Annotated in this window: 11 protein-coding genes; 5 read left to right on the forward strand and 6 right to left on the reverse strand. The window is 66.0% G+C overall.

What is annotated here, in order from left to right:
• Positions 1–117: 117 nt before the first annotated feature.
• From ASG75_RS04000 to ASG75_RS04010, 3 genes are all read right to left on the reverse strand, one after another.
• Positions 118–3,426, reverse strand: coding sequence for a PAS-domain containing protein (locus tag ASG75_RS04000; protein WP_056387010.1), 3,309 nt, complete (start codon positions 3,424–3,426; stop codon positions 118–120).
• Between the two features lie 139 nt (positions 3,427–3,565).
• The gene (locus ASG75_RS04005) at positions 3,566–4,603 is read right to left on the reverse strand and encodes a PHB depolymerase family esterase (RefSeq protein WP_056385917.1); all 1,038 of its coding nucleotides are present in this window, start codon (positions 4,601–4,603) and stop codon (positions 3,566–3,568) included.
• Between the two features lie 75 nt (positions 4,604–4,678).
• The gene (locus ASG75_RS04010) at positions 4,679–6,964 is read right to left on the reverse strand and encodes a TonB-dependent receptor (RefSeq protein ID WP_056385919.1); all 2,286 of its coding nucleotides are present in this window, start codon (positions 6,962–6,964) and stop codon (positions 4,679–4,681) included.
• Between the two features lie 155 nt (positions 6,965–7,119).
• On the opposite strand from ASG75_RS04010, the gene ASG75_RS04015 reads away from it, so the two are divergent.
• Together ASG75_RS04015 and typA are read left to right on the forward strand one after the other, a co-directional pair.
• Positions 7,120–8,517, forward strand: a complete 1,398-nt coding sequence (locus tag ASG75_RS04015; protein WP_056385922.1) for a GntP family permease — start codon at positions 7,120–7,122, stop codon at positions 8,515–8,517.
• A gap of 151 nt (positions 8,518–8,668) precedes the next feature.
• Positions 8,669–10,495 (forward strand): translational GTPase TypA, encoded by a 1,827-nt coding sequence (typA, locus tag ASG75_RS04020; RefSeq protein WP_056385924.1) that lies wholly within the window; start codon positions 8,669–8,671, stop codon positions 10,493–10,495.
• Between the two features lie 53 nt (positions 10,496–10,548).
• Here the strand turns inward: typA and ASG75_RS04025 are convergent, their stop codons facing one another.
• Positions 10,549–11,499, reverse strand: coding sequence for a LysR family transcriptional regulator (locus ASG75_RS04025; RefSeq protein WP_056385926.1), 951 nt, complete (start codon positions 11,497–11,499; stop codon positions 10,549–10,551).
• 255 nt (positions 11,500–11,754) lie between these two features.
• Between ASG75_RS04025 and acnA the strand changes: the two genes are divergently transcribed.
• Positions 11,755–14,496, forward strand: a complete 2,742-nt coding sequence (gene acnA, locus ASG75_RS04030) for an aconitate hydratase AcnA (protein ID WP_056385928.1) — start codon at positions 11,755–11,757, stop codon at positions 14,494–14,496.
• An 80-nt stretch (positions 14,497–14,576) separates the two neighbouring features.
• Here the strand turns inward: acnA and ASG75_RS04035 are convergent, their stop codons facing one another.
• Positions 14,577–15,023, reverse strand: coding sequence for a hypothetical protein (locus ASG75_RS04035; protein ID WP_056385930.1), 447 nt, complete (start codon positions 15,021–15,023; stop codon positions 14,577–14,579).
• A gap of 142 nt (positions 15,024–15,165) precedes the next feature.
• On the opposite strand from ASG75_RS04035, the gene ASG75_RS04040 reads away from it, so the two are divergent.
• Positions 15,166–16,851, forward strand: a complete 1,686-nt coding sequence (locus ASG75_RS04040) for a long-chain-fatty-acid--CoA ligase (protein WP_056385932.1) — start codon at positions 15,166–15,168, stop codon at positions 16,849–16,851.
• A 79-nt stretch (positions 16,852–16,930) separates the two neighbouring features.
• Here the strand turns inward: ASG75_RS04040 and ASG75_RS04045 are convergent, their stop codons facing one another.
• On the reverse strand, positions 16,931–17,299 hold the full coding sequence (locus tag ASG75_RS04045) for a PilZ domain-containing protein (protein ID WP_056387011.1): 369 nt from the start codon (positions 17,297–17,299) through the stop codon (positions 16,931–16,933).
• A 910-nt stretch (positions 17,300–18,209) separates the two neighbouring features.
• On the opposite strand from ASG75_RS04045, the gene ASG75_RS04050 reads away from it, so the two are divergent.
• Positions 18,210–19,142, forward strand: coding sequence for a ScpA family protein (locus ASG75_RS04050; protein WP_056385934.1), 933 nt, complete (start codon positions 18,210–18,212; stop codon positions 19,140–19,142).
• The last annotated feature ends 15 nt before the right edge of the window (positions 19,143–19,157 follow it).

Here is a 19,157-nt window from a genome sequence, read left to right on the forward strand (position 1 = left end):
ATCAGCAGGTAGTTGTAAGCCGGATCCGCTGTTTCTGAAAAAAACGGATTATGCAGAGCTCCAACCTAATTGGAGATGTGGTGAGAAATTTGGCACACATGGCTTAGATAATTCGCATCACGCTTTTATCGCGCCCGCCGTCACCCGCTGCAACACCTGCCTCAACGCCAACGGTTTCAACGGCTTGTACAGCACTCCCACACCCGCATCGAGCAACCGCTGCCGCAACTCCCCATCGCGGTCCGCCGTAAGCATTACGGTCGGCACATCGGCATGCAGTTCGCGCAGCTGCTGCCAGACATCAAAACCGGTGTCGCCACCGTCCAAGTGAAAATCGAGGATATGCAGATCCGGCCGCCATGGTGCCGCCAGCGCCTGTTCGGCATTGCGCGCGGCATGCACGTGCCAGCCCCAGCTGGTCAGCAGGTTGCTGAGCGCGGCGAGTGCGGCCGGTTCGTTGTCCAGTACGAGTGCACGACCTGCCGATAGCGACTGCTGCGCATCGGCGACGGGTGGCAGCCGTATCGCAGCGCGCGCCATCGGCACGCTGAGGTCGAACACGCTGCCGTGACCCGGCCACGAGCGCAGCCCGAGCGGATGTCCGAGCAGGTCAGCCATGCGCTGCGCGATGGACAAGCCCAGTCCGAGCCCCTGCCCGCCCGCGGCGCTGCCGCGGCGAAATTCCTGGAAGATCAGTTGCTGTTCCTCCGGCGCGATGCCGGGACCGCTGTCCCACACTTCCACGCGCAAACGATCGCCATGCCGGCGCACGCCCAGCAGCACGCGGCCATGTTCGGCGTAGCGCAACGCGTTGGACAGAAAGTTCTGCAGCACGCGGCGCAGCAGCTGCGGATCGGAGTGCACCCAGGCACGCGTGCCAACCACGTCCAGCCGCACGCCGCGGTCGAGCGCGATCGCGCGGAATTCGGCGGCCAGCGGATCGAGTACCTCGGCTAGCGCAAACGCGCGCGGCTGCGGATGCAGACGGCCGCCTTCGAGCCGGGCCACGTCGAGCAGGCCGGTGAGCAGGCCTTCGGTGGCGGCCAGCGCGCCGTTGAGATGCTGCACAGTGGTGACTTCGCCGCCACGTTCGGTGAGCGCATGGGCGAACAGCTGCGCCGCGTGCAGCGGCTGCATCAGGTCGTGGGTGACCGCAGCGAGGAAACGGCTCTTAGCCTCGTTCGCGGCCTGCGCTTCGGCCGAGGCCGCGGCGAGTTCGCGGGTGCGTTCTTCCACGCGAAGTTCCAGCGTCTCGTTGACACGCTTCAGCGCCGCCTCGGCCTGACGGAACGCAGTGACGTCAGTGAAGGTGGCCACGAAGCCGCCGCCGGGCATGGGGTTGCCGCGAATCTCGACGATGGTGCCGTCGGGGAAGCGCCGTTCGGACAGATGCCGCGTGCCGGCGCGCATGTGCGCCAGCCGGCGCTGTACGCGTTGCTCTGCTTCGCCGGGACCGAGCATGCCGGCGTCGATGTTGTGGCGGGTCAGCTCGGCGACCGGGCGGCCTACCTGCAGCAGCTCGGGCGGGTAGTCGAACAGCTGTGCGTACGGCGTATTCCAGGCGACCAGGTGCAGTTCGGCGTCGACCACGCAGATGCCCTGGCTCATGTTCTCCAGCGCCGCCTCCAGCACGCGCTGGTTGAAGCGCAGGTCCTGCGCCGCCTCGCCGACGATCGCCACCACGGTGTCCAGATCGTCGCGGCCCTGCCGATGCACCACTTCCAGCAGCAGTCGCGCCGAGGCGGCGCCGATCACCGCAGCCAGTTCGTGTTCGACCTCGGCCACGCGCGCACTGCCGGCGAGCCCCGCAGCAGGTGCGCTGGCAAACAGGTGCTCGACCCGTTCCGACGGCAGGAAGCGCATCGCCAGCGCGCGCAGCTCGACCAGGCCGACATCACCCACGCTGACCGCGCGTACCGCCCTGCCGAAACGGGAACCAGCCACCGCGAGCATCACCACGATATTCACCAGCAGGCTCACCACCACGGCACGGCCCAGCCGGTTCCAGTTGCCCAGCCCGAGCAGGCCATCCGGTGCCAGCCAATGCAGACCGAACGGACCGCCGTGCAGCCATGCCGGTGCAACCGGCAACAGGGTCGGCAGCACCGCGTAGATCCACACCAGGGTGCCGGCGGCGAGCCCGGCCATCACCGCACGCGAACCCAGCTGCGGCCGGTACACCGCCGCCAGCAGCGCCGGCGTGAGCCCGGCCAGCGCGGAGAACGAGATCGCACCGATATCGGCCAGCACCTCGTTGCGCGCCAGCACGCGGCTGTACGCCCACGCCAGCAGGATCAGCACCAGGATCGCCACGCGCCGGTGGTTCAGCAGTTCACCGCGCAGGTCGCCGTGCTCGTCGCGCCCCCAGCCGGCGCGCACGCGCAACGGCGCGATGAAGTGGTTGACCACCATCAGGCTCAACGCCAGCGTAGCGATCACCACCATGCTGGTGGCCGCGCTCAGGCCACCGAGAAACGCGATCAGCGCCAGGCCATGCTCGCCGCGCGCCAGCGGCAACGCCAGCACGTACATGTCCGACGACACCCCGCTCGACCCCAGCCATGCATCGCCCAACCGCGCCAGCGGCAGGATCGGCAGCGAGATCAGCAGCAGGTACAACGGGAACAGCCAGCGCGCGGTGCGCAGCTGTCCGTCGTCGCGGCACTCCACGATGCCCGCGTAGAACTGGTGCGGCATGGTGAACATCGCCAGCGCGCCGAGCAGGATCAGCGCGGGGAAACCGCCGCTGTCCGGCGGCGGCGGAACGTGGCTCGGCAAGCCTGTCGGCAAGGCAGTGAACAGCAGCGTGCCCAGCGCCAGCATCGCGCCGAGCTTGAACAGCGACTCGAACGCCATCGCCAGCACCAGCCCGCGGTTGTGCGCCATCGTCGACGCGCGCCGCGTGCCGAACAGCATCGCGAACAGCGCCATCAGCAACGCCACGTACAGCGCGCTGTCCTGCCACGGGTTGGACTCGGCCAATTGGCCGTGGCTGAGGATGCCGTAGCTCATCGCCACCGCCTTCAGCTGCAGCGCGATGTACGGCACGATGCCGATCACCACCACCGCGGTGACCAGCGCCGCCAGCCCGGAATGCCGCCCCAGCCGCACCGCGATCAGGTCGGCCAGCGAACCGGCGTTGTACTCGCGCACCAGCTGCACCAACCGGCCGAGAAACTTCAGCGCGAACAGGTACATCAGGATCGCCCCGACAAACGTCGGCGGCAGCCACCAGCCCGAACGGCTGGCCTGGGTCACCGTGCCGTAGAACGTCCACGAAGTGCAGTGGATCGCCAGCGACAGCGCATACACGATCGCCCAGCGCTTTTCGAACAGCTGCGGGCGACGCTCGCCGAGCAGGGCCACGCCGAACAGCAGGGCGAGCCAGCACAAGGCAGCAAACGCGATGACGCTGGCACTCAGCACGCCGGGCTCCATGGGCAGCTGTACTCCCTCCCCTGCTCGCAGGGGAGGGTTGCGGTGGGGTGCTTTTGATCTTTGCGCAAGCTCGGACAACCCCCTCCCGATCTCCCCCTGCACGCAGGGGGAGCAGCAGAAGCAGCCATCAATGCCCTACTGGCAACCCCAGCGCACGAACCGCGTTCACCACCCAGCGCAACTGCACGCCGTGGCGGCTGTCGTAGTCGGCTCCGGAATATCCCCACCAGTCCCAGCATGCTTGCGGATTCAAGGGCGCGAAACTTGCGCGGGTCTGAGGATATAGCACCGCCACGTCGTAGACGTCGGCCCAGCGATTGAAGCCGGCGTCTTCGACGAAGGCCTTGCCTACCGCGTCGACGTTCTGCTTGCAGCCGTGGAACGCGACCACCACGCCGCACGACTTGCCCGCAAGGCAGTCCGGCGGCAGGTAGACGTAGCCGGTGTCGGCCATGAAGGCATCGGCGCCACCGGGGCGCAATGCGTTCTGGTCGAACGTGCGCAGCTCGCCGCGTGCCTGGGTCGCCGCACGCGCCGGCTTGCCGAACATCTGCGCGAAGATCTCGCCGGCGGCGTCGAAGCCGCAGTGACCGAGATACGGCGCCACCGACTTGTCGCAGTCGTCGCCGCTGCCGGCCACCGGCAGGTTGTGCGCGAATGCGCGCTGGCCGTCGTCATGCACCTGCATGTTCTTCAGGCCCGGCGTGCCATCGCGCAGTTGCTCATAAAAATGCGCGCCGGCCTCAGCCACCGCTGGCGCGACCAATGCATCGTCCTTGCCATGCAGCAGATAGACGCGGGCGTGTGCCAGGTCCTTCAACGCGCCGATTTCGCCGGCTGCGGAACGCTTCGTGGCGCTGGCCACCAGCGCGCCGACATCCGGCGCGGGCGTGCCCTTCATGCAACTGCCCAGGGCAACCGGCAGCTTGCCGCCGGCGCAGCCGTACGGGCCGCCGGCGACCAGGGCCGCATTCGGGAACAGTTCCGGATACGCCAATTGCATCTGCGCAGCCATGTATGCGCCGGACGAGAGGCCGACCACGGCGGTACGCGCCGGATCGATTTTCAAGCCGGGCAGGTTCGAACCGGCGTCTTTCGCGCAGGCGCTGCCGGCGCTGGCCAGCAGGGCCAGCCACAGCAGGCGGGTTACCCATCGGGTGTTCATCGGTCCGCTCCGTTTGGTCATTCCAGTCCAGGCGTCATGCCGGGTGGGCACTATCCACCCGGCAGAAGCCGTGCGTCAGAAGTTGTAGCGCACGTTGGCGTACCAGTTGCGCGGCATGCCGTAATACGCCGTGCGGATGTTGCCTACGCTGGAGAATTCCTGGCCGTCGGTCTTGTAGACCTTGTCGCCGAGGTTGCGCACGCCGGTGCGGAACTGCCAGTGGCCGTCGGCGGAGTCGTAGATGCCGAACAGGCCGGTCACCGAGTAGGCCTTCTGGCTCAGCGCGTCGTAGTTGTCCACGCTGAGCCAGGTCTCGCTGCGGTACGACCAGTCCGCGCCGATGGTGATCGCGCTGCCGTCGCCCAGGTTGAAGGCCTGCGTGGCCGCAACCCGCGACGTCCAGGTCGGCGAGAACGGCACGTGCTTGTGCAACTCGGGGTTGTACAGCGGATCGCTGGGATCGAGCCGGTGGTCGACGAACTTGGCGTAGCGCGCGTCCATGTAGCCGACCTGGGCCGACAATCGGGTGCCCTGCCCGAGCACGGCGGCGCCCTCGAACTCGATGCCGTCCATCTTCAGCTTGGCGGCGTTGATCACCGGGAACGCGAAGGTCGGGGTGATCGCGCCAGGGTTCTGCACTTCCGACACGCGTGCCTGGAAGTCGGTGTAGTCGCTGTGGAACGCGGCCAGGTTCGCCTGCAGCTTGTTGTCGGCCGAGCGCCACTTCATGCCCAGCTCGTAGGTCCACACGTACTCGGGGTTGTATTCGGCGCTCTTCGTTTCGGCGGCAGTGTTGGCGCGGCCGTTGAAGCCGCCGGACTTGAAGCCGCGGCTGGCCGAGGCGTAGAGCATGGTCTGCGGATCGAGCTGCTTCTGCAGGCTGAGCGTGGGTGTCCACGCATTCCAGCGCTTGTTCGCGCTGAACGCCACGGTCTCGTTGATCGCACTGAACGGCGCGCCCCAGAACGTGCTGGTGGTGCGGTCGTAGTCCTTGTGGTCGCTGCTGTAGCGCACGCCGGCGGCCAGCGTCCAGCTCGGCACGAACTCCCAGTTCACGTGCGCGAAGCCGGCGTAGGTGGTGGTGGTGAGGTCGTCGTCGATGGTGCGCAGGAAGGTGATCGGCGTGCCGGCGAGGGCGAACAGGTCGCTGGCATAGGCCTCCTGATGCGACGGCACGGTCTCGCGCAGCCAGTACAGGCCGTAGACCGCCTGCAGGTTGCTGCCGTTGTCGTACTGCAGCTGCAGTTCCTGGCTCGCCTGCTTCTGGTGGAAATCGACCAGCACGTCGCCCAGTTCGAACTGCGAGGCGTCGATGTCGATATAGGAATGGCTGTCGAGCTTGCGGAACGCGCTGATGCTCTTGAGGCTCCACTGGTCGGACAGCTTCCAGCCGAGGTTCAGCGCGGCGCCCTTGTGCTCGAGCCGCTGGCCCTTGTCCGGATCGAACGAGGTGCGCGTCTTGAAGTCGTACTTCTGGTCCGGATCGGGGGTGTACAGCGGCACCGAACCGAACACCAGGTCGGTGCGTTTCAGCACGGAGACCGGCTGGCCCAGGGTCAAGCCGGTGTCCTGCTTGGTGTAGTCGAGGCTGAGCACCGCGTCGAAGTTCTCCGACGGGTGGTAGCGCAGCTTGCCGCGCACGGACTTGCTGTCCCCGTCGTTGTACTTGTGGCCGGTGGACGGATCGGTGACGTAGCCGTCGGTCTTGGTCACCCCGCCGGCGATCGAGGCCGACCACGCGCCGCCCAGCGGACCGCCGAGATAGAACTTGCCCTCGCGCCGGCCGTAGTTGCCGAAACCGGCCTCGACCGAACCCTCGGTGCTCTCGCCCGGGTTCTTCGTCACCACCTTGACCGCACCGCCGGTGGAGTTCTTGCCGTACAGCGTACCTTGCGGGCCGCGCAGCACCTCGACGCGCTCGACGTCGAACAGGCTGATCAATCCGCCCTGGATGCGCGAGTAATAGACGTCGTCGACGTACATGCCCACGCCCGGGTCGAAGGTCTGCAGCGCATCCGGCTGGCCGATGCCGCGGATGAAGATGTTCACCGCCGAGGACGAGCCGCGGCCCTGCACGATGTTCATGTTCGGCACTGCGCCCTGCAGGCCGTCGACGCTGTTCGCCTGCAAGTCCTTCATGTCCTCGCCGCTGAACGCGGTGATCGCGACCGGCACCTTCTCCAGCGATTCGTCGCGACGCCGCGCACTGACCGTCACTTCCTCCAGCTGCTTGGCCTCGGCCTGTTTCGCTGCCGTCGGCTTGGCGCCGGCGTTCTCGTTCGCCTGCTGTGCGTGCAGCGGCACGATGAAGGCCAGCCCCAGAACCAGACCGATCGCCGAACTCAGATGCGTGCGTTTCATGACGTCCCCTTGCAGTGAATGCATCGCTCGCGCGAATGCTGATGAGGGGAGAGTAGGCGGCGCCGTGCGCCGGCGGCACTTGTACCTTCGTACAGTGCCGCCGGCATGGCGCGTCCGGGATACTCGACGCCAAGTCGTGGCGGGGAGATTCACGGATGGCGTTTCTGATCGTGCTGGCTGCACTGTGCTTCCTGATGTTCGCGGCCTATCGCGGCTACAGCGTGATCCTGTTCGCGCCGATCGCCGCGCTGGGCGCGGTGCTGCTGACCGAGCCGTCGCTGGTGGCGCCGATGTTCACCGGCCTGTTCATGGACAAGATGGTCGGCTTCCTCAAGCTGTACTTCCCGGTGTTCATGCTGGGCGCGGTGTTCGGCAAGCTGATCGAGCTGTCCGGGTTTTCCAAATCCATCGTGGCGGCCACCATCGGCCTGGTCGGGCGCAGCCGGGCGATCCTGTCGATCGTGCTGGTGTGCGCGCTGCTGACCTACGGCGGCGTGTCGCTGTTCGTGGTGGTGTTCGCGGTGTACCCGTTCGCCGCCGAACTGTTCCGCCAGTCCGACATCCCGAAGCGGCTGATCCCCGGCACCATCGCGCTGGGCGCGTTCACCTTCACCATGGATTCGCTGCCGGGCACGCCGCAGATCCAGAACATCATCCCCACGTCGTTCTTCGGCACCGACACCTGGGCTGCGCCCTGGCTGGGCACGATCGGCGGCGTGTTCATCCTGATCGCCGGACTGGCCTACCTCGACCATCGACGGCGCAAGGCCGCCGCGGCCGGCGAAGGCTATGGCGACAACCTGCTCAACGAACCGGCACCGTTCGAAGCCGCGAGCTTGCCGCATCCATTGATCGCGCTGCTGCCGCTGGTGCTGGTCGGCGCGTGCAACAAGCTGTTCACCGACCTGATCCCGCGTGTGTACGGCGAAACCCAGTCGTTCCTGCCCAGCGTGGTCGGCAACGCCAAGCCGGTGGTGCAGGAAGTATCCAAGGTCGCGGCGATCTGGGCGGTCGAGGGCGCGCTGCTGGTCGGCATCCTGTGCGTGCTGGTGTTCGCCTGGCGTGCGGTGACCCGGCAGCTGGCCGCCGGCAGCCAGGCCGCGGTCGGCGGTGCGCTGCTGGCCTCGATGAATACCGCTTCGGAATACGGTTTCGGCGCGGTGATCGCCGCCCTGCCCGGCTTCAAGCTGGTCGCCGATGCGCTGCACACGATTCCGAATCCGCTGCTCAACGAGGCGGTCACCGTCACCGCGCTGGCCGGCATCACCGGCTCGGCCTCCGGCGGCATGAGCATCGCCCTGGGCGCGATGGCCGAGACCTTCATCGCCAACGCGAACGCCGCCGGCATCCCGATGGAAGTGCTGCACCGGGTCGCCGCGATGGCCTCCGGCGGCATGGACACGCTGCCGCACAACGGCGCGGTGATCACCCTGCTGGCGGTGACCGGACTGACCCACCGGCAGTCCTACAGGGACATCTTCGCGATCACCGTGATCAAGACCCTGGCGGTGCTGGTGGTGATCGCGGCGTACTATTTCCTCGGCGTGGTGTAGCCGCGCCGACGGCATCCCGCAGACCGCGGCCGTGAGGCCGGATGAACGGGTGATCGAAATGACGGGCAAGTTGTCACGCAAGTCCGTATAATCGGTCAATTCGTCCTTCAAAAACCTGCGTGACGGCCATCGAGCCGCCCGAGTCGATCCCATGTCCATCGAAAAATTGCGCAACATCGCCATCGTCGCCCACGTCGATCACGGCAAGACCACCCTCGTCGATTGCCTGCTCAAGCAGTCCGGCACGCTCAACGAGCGCACCGTGCTGGCCGAGCGCGTGATGGACTCGAACGACCAGGAAAAGGAACGCGGCATCACCATCCTGGCCAAGAACACCGCGATCACCTGGCGCGGCAACCGCATCAACATCGTCGACACCCCGGGACACGCCGACTTCGGCGGCGAGGTGGAGCGCGTGCTGTCGATGGTCGACTCGGTGCTGATCCTGGTCGACGCGATGGACGGCCCGATGCCGCAGACCCGCTTCGTGACCCAGAAGGCGTTCGCGATGGGCTTCAAGCCGATCGTGGTGATCAACAAGGTCGACCGCCCCGGCGCCCGTCCCGAGTGGGTCGTCGAGCAGGTGTGGGATCTGTTCGATCGCCTGGGCGCCACCCCGGAGCAGATGGATTTCCCGATCGTCTACGCCTCGGCGCTGAACGGCTACGCCGGCCTCAACGACGATGTGCGCGATGGCGACATGACCCCGTTGTACGAAGCGATCATGCAGCACGTCAGCAAGCCTGATGTCGATCCGGACGGCCCGTTCCAGATGCGCATCAGCCAGCTCGACTACAACAACTTCGTCGGCGTGATCGGCATCGGCCGCATCCAGCGCGGCGTCTTGCGGAAGAACATGCCGGTCGCGATCATCGATCGCGAAGGCAAGAAGCGCCAGGGCAAGGTGCTGCAGGTGCTGGGCTTCCTGGGCCTGGAGCGGATCGAGGAGGACAGCGCCGAGGCCGGCGACATCGTCGCGATCTCGGGTATCGCCGACCTGACCATCTCCGACACCGTCTGCGCGCTGGATACGCCTGAGGCGTTGCCCGCGCTGACCGTGGACGAACCAACCATCTCGATGACCTTCCAGGTCAACAACTCGCCGTTCGCCGGCAACAAGGATCTTTCCGGCGGCAAGTTCCTGACCAGCCGTCAGCTGCGTGAGCGACTGGATCGCGAGCAGGTGCACAACGTGGCACTGAAGGTCGAGGAAGGTTCCGACGCCGACAAGTTCCTGGTCTCCGGCCGCGGCGAGCTGCATCTGTCGGTGCTGATCGAGAACATGCGTCGCGAAGGCTACGAGCTGGCCGTGTCGCGTGCGGAAGTGATCATCAAGGAGATCGACGGCCAGAAGATGGAGCCGATCGAGCAACTGGTGGTCGACGTGGAGGAAGTCCACCAGGGCGCCGTGATGGAAAGGCTCGGCGTGCGCAAGGGCCAGCTGAAGAACATGGAGTCCGACGGCAAGGGACGCGTGCGGCTGGACTACGAGATCCCGGCGCGTGGCCTGATCGGCTTCCAGAACCAGTTCAAGACCCTGACCCAGGGCTCGGGCCTGCTGTTCCACGTATTCGACCACTACGGTCCGAAGGAAGAAGGCCAGATCGCCAAGCGCCTCAACGGCGTGATGATCGCGAATGCTGGTGGCACCACCCCGGCCTACTCGCTCGGGCCGCTGCAGGATCGCGGCAAGCTGTTCGCCGCCGAAGGCGACAACGTGTATGAAGGCCAGCTGGTCGGCATCCACGCCAAGGACAACGACCTCACCGTCAACGTGATCAAGCCCAAGCCGCTGACCAACATGCGCGCCTCGGGCAAGGACGATGCGATCCAGCTGACTCCGGCAATCAAGTTCACCCTGGAACAGGCACTGGACTTCATCGACGACGACGAGCTGGTCGAGATCACCCCGAAGGAAATCCGCCTGCGCAAGAAGCACCTCACCGAGAACGACCGCAAGCGCGCCTCGCGCGGTTGAGTCGTCGTTCCACGTGATTGACCGGAAGGCCGCCGCAAGGCGGCTTTCTGTTGTCAGGCCGACGCGGCCTTCGCTTTCGCGCCCATCACGCGCAATCCCGGCCGCTGCCGCACCAGCTTGCGCAGCAGTTCGGCGAACGCCTGCAGGTCGTCGTGCCAGGGCGAGGCGTCGCGCCAGTACAGCGCGATCTCGCGGCCCGACGCCGGTCCTTTCAGCCTGGCCAGCGCAACGTTCGGCATCGAGGCCAGCCGCTCATGCGCCAGCGCCGGCACCAGCGCGTAGCCGCCGCGCAGGCTGACCAGGGCGGCCAGGCTTTCCAGGCTGACGTCCTGCACGTGGCCGTGCTCGTTGCCTTCGCCCTGCAGGCCGTCGGCATGGCTCTCGGCCATCAGCGTGGCCTCGGCCGGATCAAGCTGGTCCAGCGCGATGCTGTCTCGGCCGGCCAGCGGATGATCGGCGCGCAGCATCAGTTCCCACGGCTCGAAGAACAGCGGGCGCAAGGCGATACCGCTGACCGCCGCGGCCGGCGGCGCCAGCACCGCATCCAGTTCGCCTTCGCTCAAGCGGCGCAACAGGCCGCGCGGTTTGCCCTCGGAAATGCCCAGCCGCGCGCCCGGAAAATGCTGCGGAAACGGCGCGATCAGGTGCGGCAACAGGTACGGCCCCAGCGAAGCCGGCACGCCCAGCCGCAGCTCGCCGCCGAAGGCGACTTCGCCGGCGCGGGCGACTTGTTGCAAGTGTTCGGCCGAAGCCAGCACCGCGTCGATCTGCTGCAGCAACCGCTGGCCGCCGGCGGTCGGCACGATCTTCCGGCCGCCACGTTCGAACAGCGGCGCGCCCAGTGCCTGCTCGACCTTCTGCACCTGGTGCGACAACCCGGACGGGCTGATGTGCATCGCCCGCGCCGCGCTGTTGAAACTGCCGTGGCGATGCACCGCCTGCACCAGCGCGAGATCGCGCAGCGAAACGGCGGCCAGGCCCATCGAAATCATCGAATGCTGCATGTCATCAAAGGCGTTTGCGTGCGGTGGTCATCGGGCCCATCCTGTGCGGTGTTGTCGGCCGCGAGCGTTGGCGCAGTGTACCCGCCGGCGCGCAACCCGACAGACGCCCGCAAGCCGTGCACACCGCCCTCCCGACGGCAAACCGGTTCGCGACCGCGCAGGGTTTGGGCGATAATTGCGTTTTTGCCGGGCCGGCGACCTCCCCATCGCCATCGTTCGATCATCCCAGCCGCAGGATCAGCCAGGAGCAGCACCATGAAAGACACCTTTTCCGTACGCGACACCCTCGAGGTCAACGGCAAGAAATACGCCTTTGCCAGCCTGACCAAGCTGGGCCAGCGCTTCGACCTGAAGCGGCTGCCGTACTCGATGAAGATCCTGCTGGAAAACCTGCTGCGCCACGAAGACGGCATCGACGTCACCGCGAAGGAAATCGAAGCGGTCGCCACCTGGGACGCGAAGAAGGAGCCGGATACCGAAATCGCCTTCATGCCGGCGCGCGTGCTGCTGCAGGACTTCACCGGTGTGCCCTGCGTGGTCGACCTGGCCGCGATGCGCGACGCGATGAAGGCCCTGGGCGGCGACCCCACCTTGATCAACCCGCTTTCGCCGGCGGAGCTGGTCATCGACCACTCGGTCCAGGTGGACGTGTTCGGCAGCGAGGATGCACTGGAAAAGAACGTCGAGATCGAGTTCCGGCGCAATCAGGCCCGCTACAGCTTCCTGCGCTGGGGCCAGAAAGCCCTGGCCGACTTCAAGGTGGTGCCGCCGCGCACCGGCATCGTGCACCAGGTGAACCTGGAGCACCTGGCCCGCGTGGTCATGGGCAGCGAAGTCGACGGTCAGCTGTGGGCCTACCCGGATACCGTGTTCGGCACCGACTCGCACACCACCATGATCAACGGCCTGGGCGTGCTGGGCTGGGGCGTGGGCGGCATCGAGGCCGAGGCGGCCATGCTCGGCCAGCCCTCCTCCATGCTGATTCCGCAGGTGGTCGGCTTCAAGCTGTCCGGCCGCCTGCCGGAAGGCGCCACCGCCACCGACCTCGTGCTCACCGTCACCCAGATGCTGCGCAAGCAGGGCGTGGTCGGCAAGTTCGTCGAGTTCTTCGGCCCAGGCCTGCAGCATCTGCCGCTGGCCGACCGCGCCACCATCGGCAACATGGCACCGGAATACGGCGCCACCTGTGGCATCTTCCCGATCGATGCGGAATCGCTGCGCTATCTGCGCCTGTCCGGCCGCAGCGACGACCAGGTCGCACTGGTCGAGGCGTACGCCAAGGCGCAGGGCCTGTGGCACGACGAAAACAGCGTGCACGCCGAATTCACCGCCACGCTGGCGCTGGACCTGGCCGACGTGAAGCCGTCGATGGCCGGCCCGAAGCGCCCGCAGGATCGCGTGCTGCTCACCGACGTGCAGCAGAATTTCCACGAGAATCTCGGCGCCACCACGGTCAACCGCAACGGTGCCGAGGCGCGTTTCGCCAACGAGGGCGGCGGCACCGCCGTCGGCCGCGAGAAGAGTGCGAAATCGCCCGGCCAGCACGTGCTGCGCAACGGCGAGGAGTTCGATGTCCATGACGGTTCCGTGGTCATCGCCGCGATCACCTCGTGCACCAACACCTCGAACCCGGCAGTGATGCTGGCCGCCGGCCTGCTGGCGAAGAAGGCCGCCGCCAAGGGCCTGAAGTCCAAGCCGTGGGTGAAGACCTCGCTGGCACCAGGCTCCAAGGTGGTCACCGACTATCTGGAAAAGACCGGCCTGCTCACCGAACTGGACAAGCTCGGCTTCTTCCTGGTCGGCTACGGCTGCACCACCTGCATCGGCAACTCCGGCCCGCTGCCGCAGGAAATCAGCAAGGCGATCAGCGACGGCGACCTCACCGTCGGCGCGGTGATCTCCGGCAACCGCAACTTCGAGGGCCGCGTGCACGCCGAAGTGAAGATGAACTACCTGGCCTCGCCGCCGCTGGTGGTCGCTTATGCACTGGCCGGCTCGCTCGACGTGAACCTGAGCACCGACCCACTGGGCAAGGGCGCCGACGGCAAGGACGTCTTCCTCAAGGACATCTGGCCGACCAACCGGGAAATCAGCGACCTGATGGCGGGCGCGGTCACCTCGGACATGTTCCGCAAGAACTATGCCGACGTGTTCAAGGGCGACGAGCGCTGGAGCTCGATCGCCTCGCCCGACGGCGATCTGTACGCGTGGGACGAAGCCTCCACCTACATCAAGAACCCGCCCTACTTCGACGGCATGACCATGGCGCTGACCGCGGTCGAGGACATCCACGCCGCGCGTTGCCTGGGCCTGTTCGGCGACTCGATCACCACCGACCACATCTCGCCGGCCGGCGCGATCAAGAAGGATTCCCCGGCCGGGCGTTTCCTGATCTCGCGCGGCGTGCAGCCGATCGACTTCAACTCCTACGGCTCGCGCCGCGGCAACGACGACGTGATGGTGCGCGGCACGTTCGCCAACATCCGCATCAAGAACCAGCTGCTGGACGGCGTGGAAGGCGGCTTCACCCGCCACATCCCCAGCGGCGAACAGATGTCGATCTACGACGCGGCGATGAAGTACAAGGAAGAGAAGACCCCGCTGGTGGTTCTCGCCGGCAAGGAATACGGCACCGGTTCCTCGCGTGACTGGGCTGCCAAGGGCACCCTGCTGCTGGGCATCAAGGCGGTGATCGCCGAAAGCTTCGAGCGCATCCACCGCTCCAACCTGGTCGGCATGGGCGTGCTGCCGTGCACCTTCAAGGATGGCGAGAATGCAAAGTCGCTGGGCCTGACCGGCAACGAGACGTTCGACATCACCGGCCTCGACAACGGCAATTCGAGGAGCGCCACCGTCACCGCCACCGCTGCCGACGGCAGCAAGAAGCAGTTCAGCGTGAACGTGATGCTGCTGACGCCGAAGGAACGCGAGTTCTTCCGTCACGGCGGCATCCTGCAGTACGTGCTGCGTCAGCTGGCCGGCAAAAAGGCCGCCTGAATTTCGGCGTGACTCCATAGCAGTAAAAACCGCCCCGGATTCCGGGGCGGTTTTGCATGGGCGCCTCACTCAGCGGATCGCTACAGCGAATGCTTCCAGCTGGCCGTATAGCAGCGCCATTCGCCATCTTCCTTGCGCCACGCCGATTCGACCTGGTACAGGCCCAGCTGATCGGGCAACAGGCGGCCGCCGCTGGTCAGCGTGACCGTGAAGGTCGCCACCATCCGTTCGCCGCGAGGCTCGATCGACACCGGTCCCATGGTCACGCCGACGTGCTCGCTGCGCAGCGACAGCAGCCTGACCATGCCGGTCAATCCGCGTCGATCCAGCTGGCCGGCATTGCCGTCGAAGTCCTCGCTCAGCGGGGCACCCACATCGCCGGCCGAACCCGCTTCGGCGGCCTGCGCGACCGACGCGATGGCTGCGCGCACCTGCTCTTCGTCCGGCGTGCGCCGGCAGGCCGATAGCGCCAGTGCGAACAGCGTGAGAGCGACCAACGCGCAGGTGATTTTTCTCGGTGCAATCATCGACGGAACTCGCTGCAGTGCGGCTTGCCGCTATACGCGGGCGTATGCTCCAATCCACTGGCGCATGGTCCATGATGGATGCTACCGCCATCCTGATTCCACCATCCGACTCGTGGTCATCGACAAACAGGGAACCCAAAGCATGAGCAATGAACGTCCGTGGCTGGAGAACTATCCAGCCGGCGTGCCGGAGCAGGTCGACGTCAGTCAGTATGCCTCGGTGCCGGCGGTGCTGGAGGAAGCGTTCGCCAGCTTCCGCGACCGCCCGGCGTTTGCCAGTTTCGGCCGTCAGCTCAGCTACGGCCAGATCGACGAGATGAGCCGCCAGTTCGCTGGCTACCTCACCGGCGTGCTCAAGCTCGGCAAGGGCGATCGCATCGCGATCATGATGCCGAACGTATTGCAGTACCCGATCGCCCTGTTCGGCGCGCTGCGGGCCGGCCTGGTGGTGGTCAACACCAACCCGATGTACACCGCGCGCGAACTCAAGCATCAGCTGGAAGACTCGGGCGCCAAGGCGATCGTGGTGCTGGACAACTTCGCCGGCACCCTGCAGCACGTGGTCGCCGAGACCGAGGTGCAGCACGTCATCACCACCGGCATCGGTGACCTGCTTGGCTTCCCCAAGGGCGCGCTGATCAACTTCGTGCTGAAGCACGTGAAGAAGATGGTGCCCGCGTACGACCTGCCGCAGGCCGTGCGCTTCCGCGACGCGCTGGCGCGCGGCGCGGCGCATCCGCTGCAGCCGGTGACGCTGACCCACGACGACATCGCGTTCCTGCAATACACCGGCGGCACCACCGGCGTGGCCAAGGGCGCGATGCTGACCCACGGCAACATGGTGGCGAACATGCTGCAGGCCGCCGCCTGGATCGGCACCGACCTGGTCAAGCCCGGCGAAGAGGTGATCATCACCGCGCTGCCGCTGTATCACATCTTCTCGCTGACCGCGAACGGCCTGGTGTTCATGCGCCTGGGCGGCCTCAACTGGCTGATCACCAATCCACGCGACATGCCCGGCTTCGTCAAGGAGCTGAAAAAATCCGGATTCACTGCATTCACCGGCGTCAACACACTGTTCAACGGCCTGCTCAACACACCCGGCTTTGCCGAGCTTGATTTCTCACGGCTGCATCTGAGCCTGGGCGGTGGCATGGCGGTGCAGCGTGCCGTAGCCGAACGCTGGAAGAAGGTCACCGGCTGCACCCTGGCCGAGGCCTACGGCCTCACCGAAACCTCGCCGGCGGTCTGCATCAATCCGCTCGACCTGAAGGAATACAACGGCTCGATCGGCTTGCCGGTACCGTCCACCAACGTGGCGATCTGGTCGGAGGATGGCCAGCCGCTGCCGGTCGGCGAAGTCGGCGAACTGATGGTGCATGGCCCGCAGGTGATGAAGGGCTACTGGAACCGCCCGGACGAGACCGCCAAGGTGCTTGGCGCCGATGGCTGGCTGCACACCGGCGACATCGCGAAGATGGACGAGAAAGGCTACTTCTACATCGTCGACCGCAAGAAGGACATGATCCTGGTGTCCGGTTTCAACGTCTATCCGAACGAGGTCGAGGACGCGGTGATGGAACACCCGGGCGTGCTCGAAGTGGCCGCGGTAGGTGTGCCCGACGAGCATTCCGGCGAAGTGGTGAAGCTGTTCGTGGTGCGCAAGGACCCGAACCTTACCGAGGAAGCACTCAAGCAGTTCTGCCGCGAGAACCTCACCGGCTACAAGCGACCCAAGCTGATCGAGTTCCGCGACAGCCTGCCGAAGAGCAACGTGGGCAAGATCCTGCGCCGCGAATTGCGCGACGAGAAGAAACCGTCTGTCTGAGCCTGCGCCCGATATTCCCGTCGAAACGGAAAACGCCCGCATGACGCGGGCGTTTTCATGTGCGGCAGCGGCGTTTCACTCAGCCGTCCTTCCAGTACTCCAGGATATCGGCGTAGCCGCCCAGCAGGTTCCACAGCGGCACCTGCTTGTCCTCGGGAATGCGGCTGTACGAAAAACCGATGTGGTGATCGGAGATGCGCGCCACCACAGCTTCGAGGTGGATATGCAGGTTGTTCCCGAAGATCATGTCGAGCACCCAACTCTGCCCGACACTGCCCGACCAACCCAACGGGCGGCGCAGCAACGCACCGGTAGCCGAGATATCGACCAGCTCGGTCGGATGCGACTCGCCGTTGCCGCTCATCAGCACCGTCGTCTCGATCTGCATGCGCGCCGGACGCAACTGCTCCGGTGCACCGTCATCCTGTCCGCTTTTGTCGATCGCCATCAGTTCCACCATCCGTTTGCGCTTGCGCCTGCCGTCGGCAAGGGCGCTGTATCCGACATCATCCTGAAAGCCTTCGCCGCATCCTTCGCCGACAACACCGCTGCGCGGCGGCCGGTCGGGATTGTCAACGGCATCTCAAGCAACCACCGTGCCAGCCAGGGCTTTATACTCCACCGAGCGCCGATCCTGATCCTCGCAAACCACGTCATCGTCCACTCGGTCCGGACCCGCAAGGCCGCGCCGTCACCACGCCGGGTGGACGCCAGCGCCCGGCGCCTCGTTCGCTGTCGATGAACGCGACGCTGACGCGGGCTTGACCCATTCCGACGCATTAGGTCACATGCCGCCCTTGCCGCATCCCGACGCATCCGTTTCTCCGGGCGCAATCCGCGTATTGTGCCTGTCGGAGATACCGCTGCGAAACCGACAAACGCACGTGGCCGGCGTCCCGCAAACGGCGACAACGAGGGGCGCCACGTGCTGGACTTGGCACCGGCTAACCGCTACTCTTGGTCAACGCGTGGCGCCATGGAGATGTTTGCCGAGCACTTCCGGCACCCCTTGGCATCCATTCGATCGCTCTCGAACCGACCAGTGAACAGCCGATGGCGCCGCTTCCCGCCCTCTCTGCTTGGCGTCCCTGCCGTGGCTGACAACCCGCAGTTGGCGCGCGATGGTTGCTGGCGACCCGCCTGACCGAACCACCATCGAGTGGCTTCGTCATGCCCGTCGTGACGATGGCGTCCGCCGCGCCTCGACCGAACAAGTGTGAAGAACGCAGTACCCCCGGGAATACCGCCTCACCGCCGTATTCCGAGCACGGACATCCCATGCCGTATCGGCATGTGAATGATTCCGATCATGTTGAACGCACTGCCAGCCGCTGAAGACGGCCCCATGACATGCATTGATGAGCACTGAGCCCGTCGAGCCACAGAGCCCGGTCACCGCACCGCAGGACGCGTTTGCGTCGGTACCTCAACAGCAGGAAATGCCGCTGGCCATCGTGCGCGGCCAGCCGATGCTGCAGATGCCGCAGGATCTGTACATCCCGCCGGACGCGCTCGAGGTCATCCTGGAATCGTTCGAGGGTCCGCTGGACCTGCTGCTGTACCTGATCCGCCGGCAGAACCTGGACATCCTGGATATCCCGGTCGCCGAGATCACCCGGCAGTACATGACCTACATCGAGTTGATGCGGGACGTGATGCGGCTGGAGCTGGCCGCCGAATACCTGCTGATGGCCGCGATCCTGGCCGAGATCAAGTCGCGGTTGCTGCTGCCGCGGCCGCCGGTCGAGGAAGGGCTGGAAGAGGATCCCCGTGCCGAACTGGTACGGCGCTTGCAGGAATACGAGCGGTTCAAGCGGGCGGCCGAGGATATCGAGGCCCTGCCGCGGCAGGAACGCGACAGCGTGGTGGTGCATGCCGACGTGGGCGAACGCAACGTGATCAAGTTGCCGCCGCCGCTGGAGCTGACCGAACTGCTGCTGGCGCTGAAGGACGTGATGCACCGGGCCGAACTGTTCGGGCATCACGCGATCAAGCGCGAGGCGCTCAGCGTGCGCCAGCGCATGGGCGAACTGCTGAGCCGGCTCGACGACAGCAGCTTCCACCGCTTCGAGAGCCTGTTCGATCCCACGGAAGGTCGCCTCGGCATCGTGGTGACATTCCTGGCAATGCTGGAGCTGGCCAAGGAAATGCTGGTCGAGATCGTCCAGGAAGAGCCACTGGCGCCGATATACGTAAAGGCGAAGGTGAGCCACGCCGAAGAACTCGTCGACGCACCGGCGGACGACGCACAAGCGGGCGAATCGGCACTGATCGAATCGTCCGGCGAATGAACGACATCCACTGAG

This window comes from Rhodanobacter sp. Soil772, assembly GCF_001428385.1.
Taxonomy (GTDB): Bacteria; Pseudomonadota; Gammaproteobacteria; order Xanthomonadales; family Rhodanobacteraceae; genus Rhodanobacter.